Raw genomic sequence first — 18,030 nt, 5'->3', positions numbered from 1 at the left:
TTGTTGGCACAGCCCCATGAAAGATCTGAAAGCATTGATGACTTTTCAGTCTGCTTTCAGCACGGTGCGACTCAGCTGGGCCGCCTGTTCGGTCGTGTAGCCCAGCGAGGTCAGCAGGTCGTGGCTGTGCTCACCCAGCCGCGGCGGGCTGTGGCGCACACCCAGGCGTTCCCCATCGAGTGCGAGCGGCAGCAGCACGGTCTGCGCCGTCTGGCCGGCACGCGCGCCATCGGGCAGGGTGATGGGAGCCAGGCCGCCAGTGGCCTGCAGGTGCGGGTCGTCCAGCAGTTCATGGGGCCTGGCAATGGGCGCAAAAGGCAAGCCGTGACGCTCGAACACCGCCGCCACCTCCGCCGCCTTCTGCAGTGCCAGACGTTCGCGCAGCAGCGGAATGAGCCATTCGCGTGCGCGAACACGCTGGTTGTTGCCCAGCAGCCGCGCGTCGGCCTTGAGGTCGTGGTAACCAAAGGCATCGCAAAAGATCGCCCACTGCGTGTCGCTGACCACCGCCAGAAAGATCTGCTCGCCATCGGCCACCTGAAACACGTCGTAGATGCCCCACGACGAGATGCGGTCGGGCATGGGCGCGGCAGGCTGCCCGGTGACGGCGAACTGCATCATGTGCTGGGCCACGAGAAAGACGTTGTTCTCGAACAGCGCACTCTGCACCGCGCAGCCTTCGCCGGTCTTTTCGCGGGCGCTGAGCGCGGCCATGACGCCGATGGCGCCGAACAGCCCTCCCATGATGTCGTTCACCGACGAGCCCGCCCGCAGCGGATCACCAGGGCGCCCGGTCATGTAGGCCAGGCCCCCCATCATCTGCACCACCTCGTCGAGCGCGGTGCGGTGGTCGTAGGGGCCGGGCAGGAAACCCTTGTGGCTCACGTGGATGAGACGCGGGTTGAGTTTTTTCAGGCTCTCATGGTCCAGCCCCAGCTTCTTCATGGTGCCGGGCTTGAAGTTCTCGCTGACCACGTCGGCCGTGGCGATCAGCCTGAGCACCGCTTCTTTCCCATCGGGCGACTGCAGGTCCAGCACCAGGCTTTTCTTGTTGCGGTTGAACTGCGGGTAGAAGCCCGCGCCCGAGCCCAGCAGCCGGCGGGTGTTGTCGCCTGCGGGCGGCTCCACCTTGATGACCTCGGCGCCCAGGTCGGCCAGCACCATGCCGCAGGTGGGGCCCATGACCATGTGGGTGAATTCGACGACGCGAAGGCCGTCCAGGGGAAGTTGGGTCATGGTGATGCAGTTCGTGAGAAGGCTTCGACAGGCTCAGCCAGAACGGATAGGTGGGTGAGTGAGTAGGCACCAATCTCCGTTCATCCTGAGAGTGAGTAAGCACCAATCTCCGTTCATCCTGAGCTTGTCGAAGGATTCGACGGGTGGTGGTGAACCCGCCACCCCTTGGGCAGACCGGCTTCGGGTGTCATGCCATACACCGGCTCGTGCGGCAGGCCGGTCTTCAGCGGTTCGCGGGCGGCCATGAGTTTGTCCAGGTCGATGCCGGTGGACACACCCATGGCCTCGAACATGAACACCAGGTCTTCGGTGACCACGTTGCCCGAGGCGCCGGGAGCATAGGGGCAGCCGCCCAGGCCACCGAGCGAGGCGTCGAAGGTGCGCACGCCCACGTCGAAAGCCGCCAGGCAGTTCGCCAGGCCGAGGCCGCGCGTGTTGTGCATGTGGGCTGCGCCCGCGCGCGTGCCGATCTCGGCGCGCAGCCGCTTGAACAGGCGGCGCACCTGCGCCGGGTTGGCCATGCCGGTGGTGTCCGACAGGCCGACCTCGTCCGCGCCGGCTTCCACACAGGCCACGGCCAGACGGATCACTTCGTCTTCGTCCACCGCACCCTGCAAGGTGCAGCCAAACGCGGTCGACAGGCCCACCTCCATCGCCACACCGGGCGCGGCTTCACGCCGCAGCGCGTGCACCTCGCGCAACGCCTCCACCATCTGCACCCGCGTCTTGCGCACGTTGGCCAGTGAATGGGCCTCGCTCGCCGACACTGGCAGGGTGAACTTGTGCACACCGGCGGCCAGCGCGGCTTCGGCACCACGCCGGTTGGGCACCAGCGCCATCACGGTGATGCCCTGGTGGCGCAACGCGTGGCGCACCACGTCCACCACATCGGCCATCTGCGGCAACAGACGGGCAGGCACAAAAGAGCCCACCTCGATCTCGCGCAGGCCGGCCTCCACGAGCGCGTCGATCCAGCGCCGTTTGTCGGCCGTGGGCATGATCGCCTGAACCGATTGCAGACCGTCGCGCGGGCCGACTTCGCTGATGAGGACTTCGGGCGTGGATGACATGAAACGAGGGGTGTGCTTGTGTTTTGTCAGATAGAACGATATTCTTTCTATTAAAAAGAATGGCAGATCACCCCCGCACTGTCAACCCACGTTCATCGCCATGCCCCGCAAAGCACAGACCCCCTCCGTTGCCGACACGCATGCCGCCATCGGTGGCACCGCCGCCGTGGACCGCGCACTGTCACTGCTCGGCGCCTTCCAGCCGGGCGACGCAGCGCTCTCGCTCGCTGAGCTGGCCGGGCGCACCCAGCTCTACAAGAGCACAGCGCTGCGCCTGCTCGCGTCGCTGGAACACGCGCACCTGCTGCAGCGGCTGGACGACGGCCGCTACGCACTCGGGGGTGAAGTCGCTCGGCTGCACGGCATCTACGCCGCCTCGTTCTCGCTCGACCGCGTGGTCATGCCGGTGCTGCGCCAGCTGGTCGCTGTCACCGGCGAGAGCGCGGCCTACCACGTGCGCCAGGGACAGGCGCCCAACCAGACGCGGCTGTGCCTCTACCGGGTGGACTCACCGCATCCGGTTCGCGACCACATTCGCGCTGGCGACGTGCTGCCGCTGCACCAGGGCACGGGCGGGCGCGTGCTGTCGGCGTTCGGTGCCGGCGACGACAGCCGCAGAATCACACAGGCCGACAGGCGCCTGCACGCCCGCATCCGCGCCGATGGTTTCATGACCGCCGTGGGTGACCGGCTGGCCGAAGTGGCGGGCATCTCGGCACCGGTGTTTCATGTGGACGGGACGATTGCCGCTTCACTCACGCTCACGATGCCGGCGCACCGGTTCGATGAGCGGCATGTGACGAAGGTGCTGGTGGCGGCGCGGCAGTTGAGTGGCCGCGTTGGCTAGCCGCGGCAGCAGGGGCAAGGCCCGTCGTCAGTTCGATGCGCACAGGCGCTCCGATGGCAATGGGAAACGGGCACTCGTCCGCCCAGAGTTCCGGATGGCGACCGAGGTCCGGCACGCAGCTGTGAAAGAGCAACCCCTCACTCGATCCGCGCAACACCCCGAAGATGACGTAGGTGAACATGCAAAACTCCCCGCTGGCCATGCGCCGCCACCGCTGGCAGATCGAAAAATTGCACGGGTCTGTGCCGATCCTGTCGGGGCGTCGTCCAAAGCCTGGCTTCATGCTGCCACACGGGCATGACAGCGAAAATGCAAGCTGGTCGGCGCAGGGCGCATCACGTGAGATTCTTCTCGCGAACGCCCACCTCGGATGACTCCGACTCATTACCTCTACCAAAGTCACAGATCAGTCGCAAAAAACCTGTTCAATGCGCGCCCAGGTGTGGAATACAGTGCACCCATGGACCCCAAACCCCGCGCCGTTCTTTTTGATGCCTATGGCACGCTGTTCGACGTGTACAGCGTCGGCTTGCTCGCCGAGCAGCTGTTCCCCGGGCTCGGGGCTCGGCTTGCCACCCTCTGGCGCGACAAGCAGATCGAATACACGCGGTTGGTGACCACCAGCGATCACGGCGCGCACTACCGGCCGTTCTGGACACTCACGCAGAACGCACTGACCTATGCGATCAAGGCCATCGAGCCCGATGCACGCAGCAACTGGCCCGCATTCGAGGAGCGCGCGGCGCGGCTCATGAACCAGTACCGCCACCTTTCGGCCTTCCCGGAAAACCGCGAAGTGCTGCAGGCACTTCGCGAGCGCGGCGTGGTCACCGGCATCCTGAGCAATGGCGACGCGGACATGCTGGGGATTGCGGTGCGCAGCGCCGGGCTTGACGGCCTGCTGGACCATGTGATCAGCGTGGACCCGATCCGCAAATACAAGACCCATCCCGATGCCTACCTGCTGGGTGAACAGGCCACCGGTCTGCCACGCGCGCACATTGTTTTCGTCAGCAGCAACGCCTGGGACGCACTGGCCGCGACCTGGTTCGGCTACCAGACGCTCTGGGTGAACCGAACGAACCTGCCGTTTGAAGAACTGGGCGCCGAGCCCCGCCGCACAGGCAACCATCTGCGCGACGTGCTGGCCTTTTTCTGAACGCTTTCCCATTTCATTGTTGTCCCTGCATTCTTTTTCCCCTGTCTCTTGCTGGAGCCCCCATGACACAACGCACTGCCATCCACGGCCTTCAAGTCGCCACCGAACTCTTCGACTTCATCAACCAGCAGGTGCTGCCCGGCACGGGCGTGGATCAGGCCACGTTCTGGAAGGGCTTCGATGCCATCGTGGCCGACCTGGCGCCCAGGAATGCGGTGCTGCTGGCCGAACGCGATCGCCTGCAGGCCGAACTGGACACCTGGCACGCAGCCAACCCGGGCCCGATCCGCGACATGGCCGGCTACCGCAAGTACCTGGAGACCATCGGCTACCTCGTGACCCCACCCAAAAACGCCAGGGCCACGACCCGCAACGTGGACGACGAACTGGCCGTGCAGGCCGGCCCGCAACTGGTGGTGCCGATCCTGAACGCTCGCTATGCGCTGAACGCCGCGAACGCGCGCTGGGGCTCGTTGTACGACGCGCTGTATGGCACCGACGTGATCGCCGAAGACAAGGGTTGCGGCAAGGTGGGACCCAAGGGCGGCTACAACCCCAGACGCGGCGCCAGGGTCATTGAATACGCGCGCCATGTGCTGGACCGGACCGCACCGCTCAGGAAGGGCTCGCACGTGGGCTCCACCGGCTACCGCATCAAGGACGGCGACCTGGTGGTCTCGCTGGCCGATGGAGGCACCAGCAAGCTGGTGGACAAGTCGCAACTGGTCGGCTACCAGGGCGAGGCCAGGACACCGAGCGCCGTGCTGCTGCAACACAACGGTCTGCACCTGGACATCCAGATCGACCGCCGCACGCCCATTGGCCAGAACGACGCGGCTGGCGTGAGCGACCTCGTGGTCGAAGCTGCGCTCTCCACCATCCTCGATCTGGAAGACTCGGTGGCCGCCGTGGACGCGCAAGACAAAGTGCTGGCGTACCGCAACTGGCTCGGCATCTTGCAGGGAACGCTGACCGAGTCGGTGAGCAAGGGAGGCAAGACCTTCACGCGCGGCCTCCATGCCGACCGCGAATACACCGCGCCCAACGGCAAGAAGAACGCGGTGCGTCTGCATGGGCGCTCACTCATGTTCGTGCGCAATGTGGGCCACCTCATGACCAACCCGGCCATCCTCTGGGGCCCGGAGGGCAAGGAAATTCCCGAAGGCATCATGGACGCGGTGGTCACCACCACCATCGCCCTGCACGACCTCAAGCGCACGAAGAAAGACGCCATCCGCAATTCGCGCAAGGGATCGGTCTACATCGTCAAACCCAAGATGCACGGCCCGCGCGAAGTGGCGTTTGCCGCCGAGCTGTTCGCCCGCGTGGAAAAGGTGCTGGGCCTCAAGGACAGCACGGTCAAGCTCGGCATCATGGACGAGGAGCGCCGCACTTCCGTCAACCTCAAGGCCTGCATTGCCGCCGCCGCCAGCCGCGTGGCCTTCATCAACACCGGCTTCCTGGATCGCACTGGTGACGAGATGCACACCGCCATGCTGGCCGGCCCCATGGTGCGCAAGGGCGACATGAAGGCCAGCGCCTGGATTCAGGCCTACGAGAAAAACAATGTGCTGGTGGGCCTCTCGTGCGGCCTGCGCGGCAAAGCGCAGATTGGCAAGGGCATGTGGGCCATGCCCGATCTCATGAAGGCCATGCTGGAACAGAAGATCGCCCACCCCAAGGCCGGCGCCAACACCGCCTGGGTGCCCAGCCCCACCGGCGCCACGCTGCACGCGCTGCACTACCACCAGGTGCTGGTGAGCGACGTGCAGAAAGACCTGGAGAAGATCGACGCCGACGCCGAGCACGACAACCTGCTCACCGGGCTGCTCACCATTCCCGTGAGCAGCAACCCCAGCTGGACCGAGGCCGAGAAGCAGCAGGAACTGGACAACAATGCCCAGGGCATCCTGGGCTACGTGGTGCGCTGGGTCGACCAGGGCGTGGGCTGTTCCAAGGTGCCCGACATCCACAACGTCGGCCTGATGGAAGACCGCGCCACGCTGCGCATCTCCAGCCAGCACATGGCCAACTGGCTGCACCATGGCATCGTGACCGAAGCGCAGGTGATCAAGACCTTCGAGCGCATGGCCGCGGTGGTGGACGGCCAGAACGCCGACGACCCGCTGTACCAGAAGATGGCGGGCAACTTCAAGACCAGCATGGCCTACCAGGCCGCGCTGGACCTGGTGTTCAAGGGCAAGGCGCAGCCGAGCGGCTACACCGAGCCGCTGCTGCATGCGTGGCGATTGAAGGTGAAGGCGGGCTGATCCTGCACTACCTGATCTTTGACGCCAGCGACGACGGCGAAGGCACCGGCACGTGGGAAGCGATGGCCAGCGTGCGGGCAGCACAGTTGCCTGAGGTGCTGCAGGAGGTGCGGGCCGTGCTGGCCTGGGCCGACGGCCACAGCCCTGGCCCGCGCGGGCCACTGGACGAAGGGGGCGCGTGGGACGCCGATCGGTTGGTGACGGTGGAAGGGGAATGGACCACCGTGACGCTGACGATCACGGGGCCCTGGGACTGGGGCGAAGCGCTGATGGCGGGTCTTGACCGTCCGTCTTGAAGCCGGCCCCTTGCGCCGCCTCCCTCGCCTTTCTCAGTCGCTCCTTCACATCCGGGTGCGAGGACCCCATCAGAAGATTCAAACCACTGGCCTCGGTACCGTGAATCTTGGCCAGCACGCTCACCATGGCCGCAGGATCGCGGCCGATCCGGCGCAGCAGTTCGATGCCGCGCACATCGGCGGCGTGTTCCTGCGCGTGCAGTTCCTCGCGCGCGGCGCGGGCGGCCGGTGAGCGGGGGTTGAACATCTCCAGCGCCATGCGGTCCCTGGCGTCTTCGATTCGCAGCGCCGGATCACCGAGGCGCTGCAGGTTCGAGCAGGCTTCCACCAGCGAATCGCGGCCTTCGATGTGGGCCAGCTCGTGCGCGATCACGGCCGCCAGTTCGTCGTCGGACAGGGCCTGCTGCTCGCTCCACATGGCGCTGGTGAGGATGACGAGGCCGTGGTCGGCGGCGTAGGCGTTGAGCTCTGCGTTTTCGTATGCCAGCAGGTGGATGCTCGCCCCCCCGAGCAGGCGCGGCGAGGCGGCGATCAGGCTGGCCATGATGCGGTGCAACTTTTCGGGTGCCGCAACAACCGGATGCTGCTCCATCAGGTCGATGACCTGGGCCTCGTCAAGCACACGAAGCTCGTGGGCGCGGGCGGGGTCATCCACGCAGGCGCCGTGAGCCGCCACGGGCACCAGCAGGCACACCAGCAGTTGCAGGGCGCGAAGGGAAAAACGAGCCATACCGTTCATACCGTTTCCTGGCCCTGTTGTACGCCACTATCCCGGCGGCCACCAGCCCCCGCGTCATCGCGGAACTCCCCGGAGCGATGAACGGCACCTCTGCGGTGCCTCGCGGTGCGCCCCCGCCTATCGTCCGTGGAACCGCGCCGCGCGCCGCTCCTGGAACGACAGGACACCTTCGCGTGCGTCCTCGCTTTGCGAGAGCCGTTGCTGCGTGGCCTCAAACTCCGCCACCGCCGCTGGCGGCCCTTCTTCCACCGCCTTGCGCGCGTTGCGCCGTGTGGCCACCACCGCCAGGGGAGCCTGCAGCGCAATCTGGCCGGCGATGCGCAGTGCTTCGTCGAGTTCGCTGCCGGTGGGCACCACGCGTTGCACGAAGTTCAGGCGCAGGGCCTCGGCGCTGTCGAACACGTCGGCGGTGAGCAGGTGCAGCATGGCGTTGCCCAGGCCCGCGCGTTCGGCCATGCGCAACGTGGCGCCGCCCGTGGCCATGATGCCGCGCTGCACTTCGAGCTGCGAGAAGCGGCCATCGTCCGCAGCCACCACGACGTCGGCCGCGAGCATCAGCTCGATGCCGATGGTGTAGGTGATGCCCTTGACCGCCACCACCACCGGTTTGTCGCGGCGCCGATAGGCGGGGTAGCCCACGTCCGTGGGATCGACCAGCCCCGGGGTGATGGCGCGCTCGCCGCGCTGCATCAGCGGTGCGAAGGCGGGCAGGTCCAACCCGGCGGTGAAGTGGTCGCCGGTGGCGTGCAGCACGCCCACGCGCAGGGCGGGGTCGTCGTCCAGCCGCGTGTAGGCCTCGGCCAGCGCCTGCAACATGGCGGGCGTGAAGCCGTTGCGCTTGGCCGGCCGGTCGATGCCGATCAGCAAGATGTGCTCGCGCACCTCGGTGAGGATGCGACCTTCGGGGGGCGTGGTGGTGGTGTTCATGTCGCTACCATACCGCGTACCCACAGGCACCCATGTCCCACCCTTTGCCCATCAGCCCCCCCGAAGGCGCGCCCCGGCGCCTGATGCTGATCGACGCCTTCAAGGCTGTGGCATCGCAGCTCATCGTGCTGCACCATCTGGCGTTCTACGGCCCCATGTCCGACTGGACGCACCGCCTCGTGCCCGACCTGGTGGCGTGGTTCAGCCAGGACGCGCGCATGGCCGTGCAGGTGTTTCTGGTGGTGGCCGGTTTCCTGGCGGCGCGCAGCCTTGCGCCCAATGGCGTTCTGGCTCCCACACTCTCGCCGGCACGCCTGCTGTGGCAACGCTACGCGCGCATTGCATTGCCCTACACGGCAGCGCTCTTGGTGGCCATGCTGTGCACCGAGCTGGCGCGGCAGTGGATGGAGCACGACTCCTTGCCCGAGCGGGCCGAATTCTGGCCGTTCGTGTGGCATGCGTTGCTGCTGCACACCCTGCTGGACGTGGGCTCGCTCTCGGCTGGCGTGTGGTACGTGGCGATCGACTTCCAGCTCTACGCCCTGCTGCTCGGTCTGCTGTGGATCTCGCGCGGCGTGCGTGGCCCCTGGCCGCAGGTGCTGGTGGCGGTGGGGGTGCTGGCCTCGCTGTTCCATTTCAACCTCGATGCCGACTGGGACGCCTGGGCGCTGTATTTCTTCGGCGCCTACGGCATGGGTGTGCTCTCCGGTTGGGCCACACGCAACCCGGCCGCGTGGCGCGAGGGCCGCTGGCCCATGGCCGCGCTGCTCGCGCTGGTGTTCCTGGCCCTGGCGCTGGATTTTCGCGCGCGCATTGCGCTGGCGCTGGTGGTCAGCGCGGTGCTGGCGGCGGCGCAGTTGCACGGCTGGCTCACCACCTGGCCCCGCGGTCGCGCCGTGGCCTACCTGGGACGCATTTCCTACTCGGTGTTCCTGCTCAACTTTCCGGTGGCGCTGGTGGTCAATGCGCTGTTCACGCGCTACGGCAGCGCCGACCCGCTGGTGCAGACGCTGGGCGTGTTGCTGGCCTGGCTGGCGTGCAACCTGGCCGGCGCCGCCTTTCACCACGCGGTGGAGCAACCCCTGAGCCGCCTGGGGCGTTCGCCTCGCCCGGCGTTCAGCGCGCCGGTGCCAGCAGCGGTGCCAGTGCCGCCTGGGTCATCAACTCCGTGAACCACACGCGGTAACCGGCATCGCTCGGGTGCAGGCCGTCCACCGCGTTCAGCCCGGGCTGCTGCGCAAACGGGTCCTCGGCCTTTTCCTTGTACAGGTTCACATACACCGCGCCGTGGCGCTGCACTGCCTCGCGCACCAGCTCGTGCAGCGTGCGGGCGCGCGAGCTCATCCACCACGACACGGGCGGGTCAAAAAAGGGCGCGTTGCCTACGTTGCCAGCGGGCATGAGGATCACGCGATCGGCCCGCGCCTTGGCCAGCACGAGCACGCGTTCGATGTCGGCAGCCACCGAGTCCATGTTGCGCAGGCGAATCACGTCGTTGCCACCAGCCTGGACCAGCACGAGGTCGTGGCGTTCCTGGCCGCCGAGCTGCTCGGCCACTTCGGCGAACGTGGCGCCGTCGCGCGCGCGGTTGTCGATGCGCAGGCGCGGGTATTCACGCGCCAGCCATCCGGCCAGGCTGGCCTGCGGCGCACTGGCCCCGGTACCCACCGCCGTGCTGTCGCCCACGATCAGCAGGCGCAGCGCCGGGCGGGCCGGCGTGTGTTGCAGCGGCTCGCTGCGCCGCGCCAGATCTCCTGCCTGCCCGATGCGCCACACCGCACAACCCGAGACCGCGAGCAGCGCCAGCGCCACGAGGCCGGCGAGCAGCAGGGTCCAGGGCCAGGAAGAAGGTGAGGTCATGTCGCGCAAGAGGTATGAGAAAGATCAAGGCCGTGACGGCGGCTTTGAAACTAACATAGCCTGCAGCGGGCAACCGCACGCCCACTTCAAAGCCCCCATGCCTACGCCCACACCGCCCGCCCTCGACCCCACGCGCTGCCCCCTCTGCGGTGGAGACAACCGCTGCGCCCTGGAAATCGAGCGCGAAACCGGCGTCTCCCAACCGCCCTGCTGGTGCATGAGCGCGACGTTTTTGCCGGCCCTGCTGGAGCAGGTGCCCGAGGCCGCGCGCGGCCAGGCCTGCGTGTGCGCCGCCTGCGTGGCTGCCGCGCTGGAAGCCGGACATGGCTGAGCTGCGCGACAACTCCCTGCCCGCACTGCAGGCGCGCCACGGCCCGCGCTACCGCTGGCTGCTGCTGTTCGTGGTGATGGTGGGCACGGTCGCGTCCATCATGTCCTCGACCATCATCAACGTGGCGATTCCGGACCTGAGCCAGCACTTCGCGCTGGGCCAGGAGCGCGCGCAGTGGGTGTCCTCCGGCTTCATGGCCGCCATGACCGTCTCCATGCTGACCACCCCCTGGCTGCTCTCGCGCTACGGCTACCGCCGCACCTACATGGGCTGCATGTGGGTGCTGCTGGTCGGTGGCGTGGTGGGTGGCTTCGCCAACCACTACCCGCTGGTGCTGGCCGCGCGCGTGGCCGAGGGCCTGGCCGCCGGCGTGGTGCAACCGATTCCGGCCATCATCATCCTGCGCGCCTTCGAGTCGAACGAACAGGGACGAGCCAGCGGCATCTTCGGCATGGGCGTGGTGCTGGCGCCCGCGCTCGGCCCCAGCATTGGCGGCCTGCTGGTCGACGGCTTCGGCTGGCGTTCCATCTTCTTCATGGTGGTGCCGTTCTGCCTGGTGTCGCTGTGGCTGGCGCGGCGCTACGTGCCCACCACCGCGCCCGGCGGCGTGGCGGCCAACCGCACCGGTGCCGCGCTGGACTGGCGCGGCCTGCTGCTGGCCACTGCCGGCACGCTGTGCCTGCTCAACGGCCTGGTCGAACTGCACGGCGGCACCGCCATTGCGGCAGGTTCACTGCTCGGCGCGGCGGCGGCGCTGCTGCTGGTGTTTGTGTGGCTGCAGCGCCGAACCCTCAAGAAACGGCAGCACAGCCACGGGCACAGCATTGATCCGCTGATGAACCTCTCGCTGTTCACCGACCGGCGCTTCGCCATGGGCAGCATCGTCGCCTTCATCTATGGCATCGCGCTGTTTGGCTCCACCTACCTGCTGCCGGTGTACATGCAGATGGGCCTGGGCCTCTCACCCTCTTACGTGGGCACCATCCTGCTGCCCGCCGGTATCGTGCTGGCGCTGTGCATCGCGCTCGTGGGCCGCCTGGCAGACAAGCAGCCCACGCACCGGCTTGTGACCATTGGCCTGGTGCTGCTGGCCGCCTCGTTCGCACTCATGATCACTGTCAGCCCCGAGCGGCCCACGCATGTCATTCCGCTGCTGGTGATCTGGGCGGTGCTGGGGCGGATCGGCCTGGGCTTCATCCTGCCCTCGCTCAACATCGGCGCCATGCGCGGCCTGGACCGCATGCACATTCCGCAGGGTGCCAGCGTCATCAACTTTTTGCGCATGCTCGGTGGCTCGGCAGGCGTGAGCCTGTGCGGCATCGTGCTCGAATGGCGTCTGGCCGCGCATGGAGCGCAACTCGAATCCGGGGCCACCGGCGCCGAACGCATGGACGCGTTCAACGAGACTTTTCTCATGCTGGCAGCAATTTGTGCGCTGGCGATCGTGGCGGCGCTCAAGCTGCGGGCAGCACCTTCCACTGAAGGGGCAAAATAGCCTTCATGTGCCAGCTCCTAGGCCTCAACTGCGCCACACCCACCGACGCCTCGTTCAGCTTCACCGGCTTCTGCCAGCGCGGCGGCAACACCGACCACCACGCCGACGGCTGGGGCATTGCCTTCTTCGAGGGCAAGGGCCTGCGCCTGTTCGTGGACCACCAGAGCGCCGCCAACTCGCCCATGGCCGAGTTCCTGCAGAGCTACCCGCTCAAGAGTCGCAACATCATTGCCCATGTGCGCAAGGCCACCATTGGCGAAGTGGCGCTGGAGAACGCACACCCCTTCGTGCGCCAGCTCTGGGGCCGCCAGTGGGTGTTTGCCCACAACGGCGATCTGAAGGACTACCACCCGCCGCTGCACAGCCTGTTTCGCCCGGTGGGCAGCACCGACAGCGAACGCGCCTTCTGCTGGCTGATGCAGGAGCTGGCCAAGTCGCACGCCAGCCTGCCCGACGTGCAAGAGCTCACCCTGACCCTGCGCGAGTTGCTGCCGCAGGTGCGCCGCTTTGGCACCTTCAACTTTCTGCTCTCCAACGGTGAGGCCCTTTGGGCGCACTGCAGCACCAAGCTGCACTGGCTGGTGCGCCAGCACCCCTTCGCGCAGGCCACGCTGATGGACCGCGACTGGACGGTGAACTTCGCCGACCTCAACCACCCCGGTGACCGCGCCGCCGTGGTGGTGACCACTCCGCTGACCAGCAACGAGCAATGGGCCGCCTTCGAGCCCGACGAGCTCAAGGTGTTCGTCGACGGCCTCCCCCTGGCCTGAGGCCATTCACCGTGCCTGCACTCGGGGATGACCCGGGTGGCAATCGGGTCAAAGTCAGGGCCTACTATCATGGCTCGCCGTGGCGCCACCGATGTGCCTCGCCAGACGCTTCGCTTCAACTCAGGAGACAACACCGTGCAGAGACGACACCTCATCGCAGGCGGCCTGGCCGCCGCCACCCTGCCCAGCTTCACGTTTGCGCAGACCCTGGAAAAACCCAAGGCCACCATTGCCGTGGGCGGCAAGAACCTGCTGTATTACCTGCCGCTGACCATTGCCGAACAAATGGGCTACTTCAAGGCCGAGGGGCTGGACCTCACCATCGTGGACTTCGCCGGCGGTTCGCGCGCCCTGGCGGCCGTGGTGGGTGGCAGTGCCGACGTGGTCTCAGGCGCGTTCGAACACACCGTGAACATGCAGTTCAAGGGCCAGCCCATGCGCGCCTTTGCGCTGCAGGGCCTGGCGCCACAGATCGTGCTGGGCATCAACCCCAAGACCATGCCGAACTTCAAGTCGGTGGCTGACCTCAAGGGCAAGAAAATCGGCGTGACCGCGCCAGGCAGCTCCACCAACGTGGTGGTGAACTTCGTGCTCGCCAAGGCAGGCTTGAAGCCCAGCGACGTGAGCATCGTCGGCGTGGGTGCGGGCAACGGCGCCGTGGCCGCCATGCGCTCGGGCCAGATCGACGCCATCAGCAACCTCGACCCCGTCATCACGCTGCTCACACGCTCGGGTGATCTGAAGATCGTGACCGACACGCGCATCGTGAGCGAAGCCGAGAAGGTGTTCGGCGGCCCCATGCCGGCTGGCTGCCTGTACGCCCCGCAGCCGTTCCTGGACAAGAACCCCAACACCGCGCAGGCCATGGCCAACGCCATCGTGCGCGCGAACAAATGGATCCAGGCCGCCGGTCCAGGCGACATCATCAACGCCGTGCCCGAGAGCTACCTGCTCGGCGACCGCGCGGTCTACATCGACGCCTTCATGGCCGCCAAAGGCGCGCTCTCCAAGGATGGCATGTTCCCCGCCAAGGGCTCGGACACCGCTTTCCGCGCGCTGGCCAGCGTGGACGACAAGCTGGCAGCCGCCAAGCTCGACCTGAACGCCGTCTACACCAACAGCTTCGCCCAGAAGGCCAACGCAAAATACCCGAAGGGCTGAAGTCCCGATGACGAGTCCAGCGATCGACCTGCAGGGCGTTGCCTGCACTTTCATCAGCAAGGACGACCCCGGCCAGCGCTACACCGCCGTGAGCAACGTGACGCTGACCGTGGGCGCGGGCGAGTTCGTGAGCGTGGTCGGCCCCACAGGCTGCGGCAAGAGCACGCTGCTGAACGTGGCCGCCGGGCTGCTGGCGCCCAGCACCGGTTCGGTGGAGGTGTTTGGCGAACCGTTGAAGGGCATCAACACCCGCGCCGGGTACATGTTCCAGACCGAGAGCCTCATGCCCTGGCGCACCGCGCTGGGCAACGTGATGGCGGGCCTGTCGTTCCGTGGCGTGGCTGAAGCCGATGCGAAAGCGCAGGCCGAGGAATGGCTGCGCCGCGTGGGCCTGGGCGGCTTTGGAGACCGCTACCCGCACCAGATGAGCGGCGGCATGCGCAAACGCGCCAGCCTGGCGCAGACCCTGGTGCTCGACCCCGACATCATCCTGATGGACGAACCCTTCTCCGCGCTGGACATCCAGACGCGCCAACTGATGGAGAACGAGGTGCTCGACCTCTGGGCTGCCAAAAAGAAGGCGGTGCTCTTCATCACCCACGACCTGGATGAAGCGATTGCCATGAGCGACCGCGTGGTCATCCTGAGCGCGGGGCCCGCCAGCCATCCCATTGGCGAATTCGCGATCGACATTCCGCGCCCGCGCGACGTGGCCGAAATCAAGACCACCCAGCGCTTTATTGAGCTGCATGCCGCCATCTGGGCCGTGATGCGGGAAGAAGTGCTCAAGGGATACCAGCAGCAATTGCAGAAAGCGGCCTGAACGAGATGTGGAAGCTGATCAAACCGCAGCCCAGCACGTTGCGCCTGTGGCAACTGGGCCTGCTCATCGCCCTCATCGTGTTCTGGTACCTGATGACCACGCCCGGTCTCATACCGCCCTTCATGTTCGAGAACGACCGCCAGGCCGCCTTTTTCTTCGGTGAGCCGGTGCGCGTGGCCGAGCGCATCTGGACCTGGTTCGTCACCGACGCCGACATCTACCAGCACCTGGGCGTGACCCTCACGGAGACGCTGCTGGCCTTCGCCATCGGCGCCATCGGCGGTCTGCTCGGCGGCCTGTGGCTCGCGCTCAGCCCCATGGCATCGGCCATTCTGGAGCCCTACATCAAGGCCATGAACTCCATGCCGCGCATCATCCTCGCGCCCATCTTCGCCGTGTGGTTCGGCCTGGGCATCGCGAGCAAGGTGGCACTGGGCGTGACGCTGGTGTTCTTCATCGTGTTCTTCAACGTCTACCAGGGCGTGAAGGAAGTGAGCCCCGTGATCCTGGCCAACGCCCGAATGCTCGGCGCCAGCCAGCGCCAGCTGCTGCGTCACGTCTACCTGCCCAGCGCCACGAGCTGGGTGTTCAGCTCCCTGCACACCAGCGTGGGCCTGGCCTTCGTGGGCGCGGTGGTGGGTGAATACCTCGGCTCCAGCCAGGGCGTGGGCTACCTCATCCTGCAGGCCGAAGGCAGCTTCGACATCAACACCGTCATGGCCGGCATCGTGGTGCTCACCCTGTTTGCACTGGTGCTCGACGCGGTGGTGGGCAAGATCGAGAAGCGGTTGATGAAGTGGCAGCCGAAGGTGGGGGAGACGGAGAAACTGTGAGGGGACGTGCCCGTTGACGATCATGCTGGCGAGCATGGCCCGAAGGTGGCTTGTGCCGCCCAGGGCACACCCAGCATCGGTCCAGGCCATTGGGCCGCAGCGACGAGATCTCTGGACGGAACGACGAAGTGGTCGAGAAGGACCGGCGTGAAGTGGCGGCGGCCCAGGCAGGCTAATGGCGTGTGAGCTTGACGTAGGCCACGGGCCGACCCTGAGTAAGGTAAGTGCCTTGCAGCGCGCCATCGACCAGCCTGTACTCAGCCCCGTTTCTTCCATTGGGCAAGGTCAGCGCGAGCGTGCCATCCTTGACCATGCCCGTCACTCGGACAAATCCCGGGGCACGGATGTTCCAGGGCTGGTGAACGCCGTGGCTGTAGACAACGGATGCCGTGCCATCGGCTGCCAGCGATTCGACCAGCAGTGTGTGGCAGAGCACGCCCTGCCACTTCCCGTTGCCCCAGAGCCCGAGAAACGTGTCAGTTCCATCGGCTTTGGCTGGCGGCGGAATCACCGCATCGGAAGGCAAGGGAGTGGAGCACGCCTGAGGCTGTGAAAGGGCGGGCCAGGCCATGGCCCACACACCCACGGCGAGCAGCATGACCCATGCAGCGCGTCGCGCAACATGGCGCAGGGAGGGAATGCCTTCTTGGTGTGTCATGGACTTGCTTCCTTTTTGTGACAGCGAATCATGCCGTGCCCGACCGCAAGGCGCAACGTTGCGCCATCTCCTGCACGGCTCGACGCGCTCTAGAAGCCGAGCTGGCATACAGGTACAGAAACTCCCCCGAGACCGTCCGCAAGCTCGAAGAGGCCAAGGCAGCCCAGGCCGAAGAAACTCAGAACGAATCCGATGACGACGAGGACGACGAGGACGGCCGCTTCATCCTCGCCGCGCCGTCGGGGAAAGTCGGAGAAAGTCGGAGAATGGGAGCCAATACCCTGCCCGACCACCCGGAATTGCCCATGACGCAAGATATCCAGCATCAGGAGAGCGGCTCGCGTGGCGCCTTTGTCATCCAGCGCGATGGCCGGCGCATCGCCGAAATGACCTACTCCCGCACCCATCCTTCGTTGATCGTGGTGGACCACACCTTTGTGGACCCGAGCCTGCGCGGACAGGGTGTGGCGCGCCAGTTGCAGGACGCGATGGTGACCTGGGCGCGCGAGAATGCCACCCAGGTCGTGCCGGTGTGTTCGTATGTGAAACTGCAGTTCGATCGGGATCCGTCGATCCGCGACGTGCTGGCCCGAAAATAGAAAGAACCCATGACCCACCCCATTCGACAACAGGAAGAAGGATCGAAGGGCGCGTTCGTGTTCCAGCACGAAGGCAAGCGCCTGGCCGAGATGACCTACAGCCGCGTCAACGAGGCGCTCATCGTCATCGACCACACCGAGGTGGACGAAAGCCTGAAAGGGCAAGGTGTGGGGCGCCAGTTGCTCGACGCGCTGGTGGCGTGGGCCCGGGAGACCAAGACCAAGGTGATTGCGCTCTGCCCCTTCGCCAAATCGCAGTTCGACAAGGACCCTTCGATCAGCGACGTGCTGCGTGACTGAACGCCGGCACGGACCAGGCCGCCATGAGCAACACCATTCCCGGCCCCGATGGCCTGCCGCGTTGCCGCTGGTGCGCGGCAGCGCCAGAGTTCTTCCGCTACCACGACACGGAGTGGGGCTTCCCGGTGAAGGACGACCAGCGCCTGTTCGAGAAGCTGTGCCTGGAAGGATTCCAGTCTGGCCTGAGCTGGCGAACCATCCTCGCCAAGCGCGAAAATTTCCGCGCCGCTTTTCAGGGGTTTGACGTGCAGCGCGTGGCCCGTTTTGGCGAGCGCGACGTGCAGCGCCTGCTCGGTGATGCGGGCATCGTGCGCCACCGGGGCAAGATCGAGGCGGTGATCCACAACGCGCGCAGGGCGCAGGAACTTGCGGCAGATGAAGGCTCTCTGGCGGCGTACTTCTGGCGCCATGAGCCGGATGCCTCTTCACTTGACGCACCGCAGACCGTGTCCATCACCGCCGCATCACAGACCCTGTCCCGGGAACTGAAGAAGCGTGGCTGGAAGTTCGTGGGACCAACCACGGTGTATGCCTTCATGCAGGCCATGGGACTCGTCAACGACCACGCCGCGGAATGCGTGACGCGGGCCCACGTGGAAAAAGCGCGAGCGGCGTTCCTGCGCCCCATCTGAGCCCCCGCAAAGACCGGGTGGCGT

At 66.3% G+C, this 18,030-nt stretch carries 21 protein-coding genes; 15 read left to right on the top strand and 6 right to left on the bottom strand.

Annotated features, from left to right (window positions below; all coding sequences use genetic code 11):
• Nucleotides 1-45: 45 nt before the first annotated feature.
• Both AB7F11_RS16585 and AB7F11_RS16580 read right to left on the bottom strand, forming a co-directional pair.
• Nucleotides 46-1,236 carry a CaiB/BaiF CoA transferase family protein gene (locus tag AB7F11_RS16585; RefSeq protein ID WP_428290317.1) on the bottom strand — a complete coding sequence of 397 codons (1,191 nt, stop codon included), beginning with the start codon at nt 1,234-1,236 and terminating at the stop codon, nt 46-48.
• A 113-nt stretch (nt 1,237-1,349) separates the two neighbouring features.
• Complete coding sequence (locus AB7F11_RS16580) at nt 1,350-2,306, bottom strand: hydroxymethylglutaryl-CoA lyase (RefSeq protein ID WP_428290318.1); 957 nt, start codon at nt 2,304-2,306, stop codon at nt 1,350-1,352.
• 100 nt (nt 2,307-2,406) lie between these two features.
• On the opposite strand from AB7F11_RS16580, the gene AB7F11_RS16575 reads away from it, so the two are divergent.
• The 5 genes from AB7F11_RS16575 to AB7F11_RS16555 all read left to right on the top strand — a co-directional run bounded on the left by AB7F11_RS16575 (nt 2,407) and on the right by AB7F11_RS16555 (nt 6,878).
• Nucleotides 2,407-3,153, top strand: coding sequence for an IclR family transcriptional regulator (locus tag AB7F11_RS16575; RefSeq protein ID WP_428290319.1), 747 nt, complete (start codon nt 2,407-2,409; stop codon nt 3,151-3,153).
• A 173-nt stretch (nt 3,154-3,326) separates the two neighbouring features.
• Nucleotides 3,327-3,527 (top strand): hypothetical protein, encoded by a 201-nt coding sequence (locus AB7F11_RS16570; RefSeq protein ID WP_428290320.1) that lies wholly within the window; start codon nt 3,327-3,329, stop codon nt 3,525-3,527.
• Nucleotides 3,528-3,613: 86 nt separating this feature from the next.
• Complete coding sequence (locus tag AB7F11_RS16565; protein ID WP_428290321.1) at nt 3,614-4,312, top strand: haloacid dehalogenase type II; 699 nt, start codon at nt 3,614-3,616, stop codon at nt 4,310-4,312.
• Nucleotides 4,313-4,374: 62 nt separating this feature from the next.
• Nucleotides 4,375-6,582, top strand: a complete 2,208-nt coding sequence (locus AB7F11_RS16560; RefSeq protein ID WP_428290322.1) for a malate synthase G — start codon at nt 4,375-4,377, stop codon at nt 6,580-6,582.
• The gene (locus tag AB7F11_RS16555) at nt 6,555-6,878 is read left to right on the top strand and encodes a hypothetical protein (protein ID WP_428290323.1); all 324 of its coding nucleotides are present in this window, start codon (nt 6,555-6,557) and stop codon (nt 6,876-6,878) included. Before AB7F11_RS16560 ends, AB7F11_RS16555 begins: the two co-directional genes overlap by 28 nt.
• On the opposite strand, the gene AB7F11_RS16550 is transcribed toward AB7F11_RS16555, so the two are convergent.
• Nucleotides 6,820-7,608, bottom strand: coding sequence for a M48 family metallopeptidase (locus AB7F11_RS16550; RefSeq protein WP_428300156.1), 789 nt, complete (start codon nt 7,606-7,608; stop codon nt 6,820-6,822). The two genes, AB7F11_RS16555 and AB7F11_RS16550, sit on opposite strands and share 59 nt — an antisense overlap.
• Nucleotides 7,609-7,734: 126 nt before the next feature.
• Nucleotides 7,735-8,544, bottom strand: a complete 810-nt coding sequence (locus tag AB7F11_RS16545; RefSeq protein WP_428290325.1) for a crotonase/enoyl-CoA hydratase family protein — start codon at nt 8,542-8,544, stop codon at nt 7,735-7,737.
• 32 nt (nt 8,545-8,576) lie between these two features.
• On the opposite strand from AB7F11_RS16545, the gene AB7F11_RS16540 reads away from it, so the two are divergent.
• Nucleotides 8,577-9,716: an acyltransferase family protein gene (locus AB7F11_RS16540; RefSeq protein ID WP_428290326.1), complete on the top strand. Its 1,140-nt coding sequence runs from the start codon at nt 8,577-8,579 to the stop codon at nt 9,714-9,716.
• Here the strand turns inward: AB7F11_RS16540 and AB7F11_RS16535 are convergent.
• Nucleotides 9,661-10,404 (bottom strand): GDSL-type esterase/lipase family protein, encoded by a 744-nt coding sequence (locus tag AB7F11_RS16535; protein WP_428290327.1) that lies wholly within the window; start codon nt 10,402-10,404, stop codon nt 9,661-9,663. The two genes, AB7F11_RS16540 and AB7F11_RS16535, sit on opposite strands and share 56 nt — an antisense overlap.
• A gap of 97 nt (nt 10,405-10,501) precedes the next feature.
• Between AB7F11_RS16535 and AB7F11_RS16530 the strand changes: the two genes are divergently transcribed.
• The 6 genes from AB7F11_RS16530 to AB7F11_RS16505 all read left to right on the top strand — a co-directional run bounded on the left by AB7F11_RS16530 (nt 10,502) and on the right by AB7F11_RS16505 (nt 15,817).
• On the top strand, nt 10,502-10,735 hold the full coding sequence (locus AB7F11_RS16530) for a cysteine-rich CWC family protein (RefSeq protein ID WP_428290328.1): 234 nt from the start codon (nt 10,502-10,504) through the stop codon (nt 10,733-10,735).
• Entirely contained in the window at nt 10,728-12,230 is a 1,503-nt protein-coding gene (locus AB7F11_RS16525; protein ID WP_428290329.1) for an MFS transporter, read from the top strand. The genes AB7F11_RS16530 and AB7F11_RS16525 overlap by 8 nt, the downstream gene beginning before the upstream one ends.
• Nucleotides 12,231-12,235: 5 nt before the next feature.
• Entirely contained in the window at nt 12,236-13,000 is a 765-nt protein-coding gene (locus AB7F11_RS16520; protein ID WP_428290330.1) for a class II glutamine amidotransferase, read from the top strand.
• Nucleotides 13,001-13,135: 135 nt separating this feature from the next.
• Nucleotides 13,136-14,161 (top strand): ABC transporter substrate-binding protein, encoded by a 1,026-nt coding sequence (locus tag AB7F11_RS16515; protein ID WP_428290331.1) that lies wholly within the window; start codon nt 13,136-13,138, stop codon nt 14,159-14,161.
• A gap of 7 nt (nt 14,162-14,168) precedes the next feature.
• Nucleotides 14,169-14,984, top strand: coding sequence for an ABC transporter ATP-binding protein (locus AB7F11_RS16510; RefSeq protein ID WP_428290332.1), 816 nt, complete (start codon nt 14,169-14,171; stop codon nt 14,982-14,984).
• Nucleotides 14,985-14,989: 5 nt separating this feature from the next.
• A complete protein-coding gene (locus AB7F11_RS16505) occupies nt 14,990-15,817 on the top strand; it encodes an ABC transporter permease (protein ID WP_428290333.1) in 828 nt (275 codons plus the stop codon).
• 172 nt (nt 15,818-15,989) lie between these two features.
• Here the strand turns inward: AB7F11_RS16505 and AB7F11_RS16500 are convergent, their stop codons facing one another.
• Nucleotides 15,990-16,475, bottom strand: a complete 486-nt coding sequence (locus tag AB7F11_RS16500; RefSeq protein WP_428290334.1) for a hypothetical protein — start codon at nt 16,473-16,475, stop codon at nt 15,990-15,992.
• A 35-nt stretch (nt 16,476-16,510) separates the two neighbouring features.
• Between AB7F11_RS16500 and AB7F11_RS16495 the strand changes: the two genes are divergently transcribed.
• The 3 genes from AB7F11_RS16495 to AB7F11_RS16485 are packed head-to-tail and all read left to right on the top strand — an operon-like array spanning nt 16,511 to nt 18,006.
• On the top strand, nt 16,511-17,074 hold the full coding sequence (locus AB7F11_RS16495) for a GNAT family N-acetyltransferase (RefSeq protein WP_428290335.1): 564 nt from the start codon (nt 16,511-16,513) through the stop codon (nt 17,072-17,074).
• Between the two features lie 9 nt (nt 17,075-17,083).
• Nucleotides 17,084-17,374, top strand: coding sequence for a GNAT family N-acetyltransferase (locus tag AB7F11_RS16490; RefSeq protein ID WP_428290336.1), 291 nt, complete (start codon nt 17,084-17,086; stop codon nt 17,372-17,374).
• A gap of 23 nt (nt 17,375-17,397) precedes the next feature.
• Entirely contained in the window at nt 17,398-18,006 is a 609-nt protein-coding gene (locus AB7F11_RS16485; RefSeq protein ID WP_428290337.1) for a DNA-3-methyladenine glycosylase I, read from the top strand.
• Nucleotides 18,007-18,030: the final 24 nt, after the last annotated feature.

The sequence above is a fragment of the Hydrogenophaga sp. genome (genome assembly GCF_050250835.1).
GTDB lineage: Bacteria > Pseudomonadota > Gammaproteobacteria > Burkholderiales > Burkholderiaceae_C > Hydrogenophaga.
The sequence above is the reverse complement of the archived record's forward strand: the minus strand, read 5'-3'. Positions and strand labels throughout refer to the sequence as shown.

What these genes read in the sequence shown, in the direction of transcription:
- AB7F11_RS16560 (WP_428290322.1), top strand. Translation starts at nt 4,375, where the DNA reads ATGACACAACGCACTGCCATCCACGGCCTTCAAGTCGCCACCGAACTC.
- AB7F11_RS16520 (WP_428290330.1), top strand. Translation starts at nt 12,236, where the DNA reads ATGTGCCAGCTCCTAGGCCTCAACTGCGCCACACCCACCGACGCCTCG.
- AB7F11_RS16545 (WP_428290325.1), bottom strand. Translation starts at nt 8,544, where the DNA reads ATGAACACCACCACCACGCCCCCCGAAGGTCGCATCCTCACCGAGGTG.
- AB7F11_RS16550 (WP_428300156.1), bottom strand. Translation starts at nt 7,608, where the DNA reads ATGGCTCGTTTTTCCCTTCGCGCCCTGCAACTGCTGGTGTGCCTGCTG.
- AB7F11_RS16575 (WP_428290319.1), top strand. Translation starts at nt 2,407, where the DNA reads ATGCCCCGCAAAGCACAGACCCCCTCCGTTGCCGACACGCATGCCGCC.
- AB7F11_RS16535 (WP_428290327.1), bottom strand. Translation starts at nt 10,404, where the DNA reads ATGACCTCACCTTCTTCCTGGCCCTGGACCCTGCTGCTCGCCGGCCTC.
- AB7F11_RS16485 (WP_428290337.1), top strand. Translation starts at nt 17,398, where the DNA reads ATGAGCAACACCATTCCCGGCCCCGATGGCCTGCCGCGTTGCCGCTGG.
- AB7F11_RS16540 (WP_428290326.1), top strand. Translation starts at nt 8,577, where the DNA reads ATGTCCCACCCTTTGCCCATCAGCCCCCCCGAAGGCGCGCCCCGGCGC.
- AB7F11_RS16580 (WP_428290318.1), bottom strand. Translation starts at nt 2,306, where the DNA reads ATGTCATCCACGCCCGAAGTCCTCATCAGCGAAGTCGGCCCGCGCGAC.
- AB7F11_RS16565 (WP_428290321.1), top strand. Translation starts at nt 3,614, where the DNA reads ATGGACCCCAAACCCCGCGCCGTTCTTTTTGATGCCTATGGCACGCTG.
- AB7F11_RS16530 (WP_428290328.1), top strand. Translation starts at nt 10,502, where the DNA reads ATGCCTACGCCCACACCGCCCGCCCTCGACCCCACGCGCTGCCCCCTC.
- AB7F11_RS16525 (WP_428290329.1), top strand. Translation starts at nt 10,728, where the DNA reads ATGGCTGAGCTGCGCGACAACTCCCTGCCCGCACTGCAGGCGCGCCAC.
- AB7F11_RS16585 (WP_428290317.1), bottom strand. Translation starts at nt 1,236, where the DNA reads ATGACCCAACTTCCCCTGGACGGCCTTCGCGTCGTCGAATTCACCCAC.
- AB7F11_RS16500 (WP_428290334.1), bottom strand. Translation starts at nt 16,475, where the DNA reads ATGACACACCAAGAAGGCATTCCCTCCCTGCGCCATGTTGCGCGACGC.
- AB7F11_RS16505 (WP_428290333.1), top strand. Translation starts at nt 14,990, where the DNA reads ATGTGGAAGCTGATCAAACCGCAGCCCAGCACGTTGCGCCTGTGGCAA.
- AB7F11_RS16490 (WP_428290336.1), top strand. Translation starts at nt 17,084, where the DNA reads ATGACCCACCCCATTCGACAACAGGAAGAAGGATCGAAGGGCGCGTTC.
- AB7F11_RS16510 (WP_428290332.1), top strand. Translation starts at nt 14,169, where the DNA reads ATGACGAGTCCAGCGATCGACCTGCAGGGCGTTGCCTGCACTTTCATC.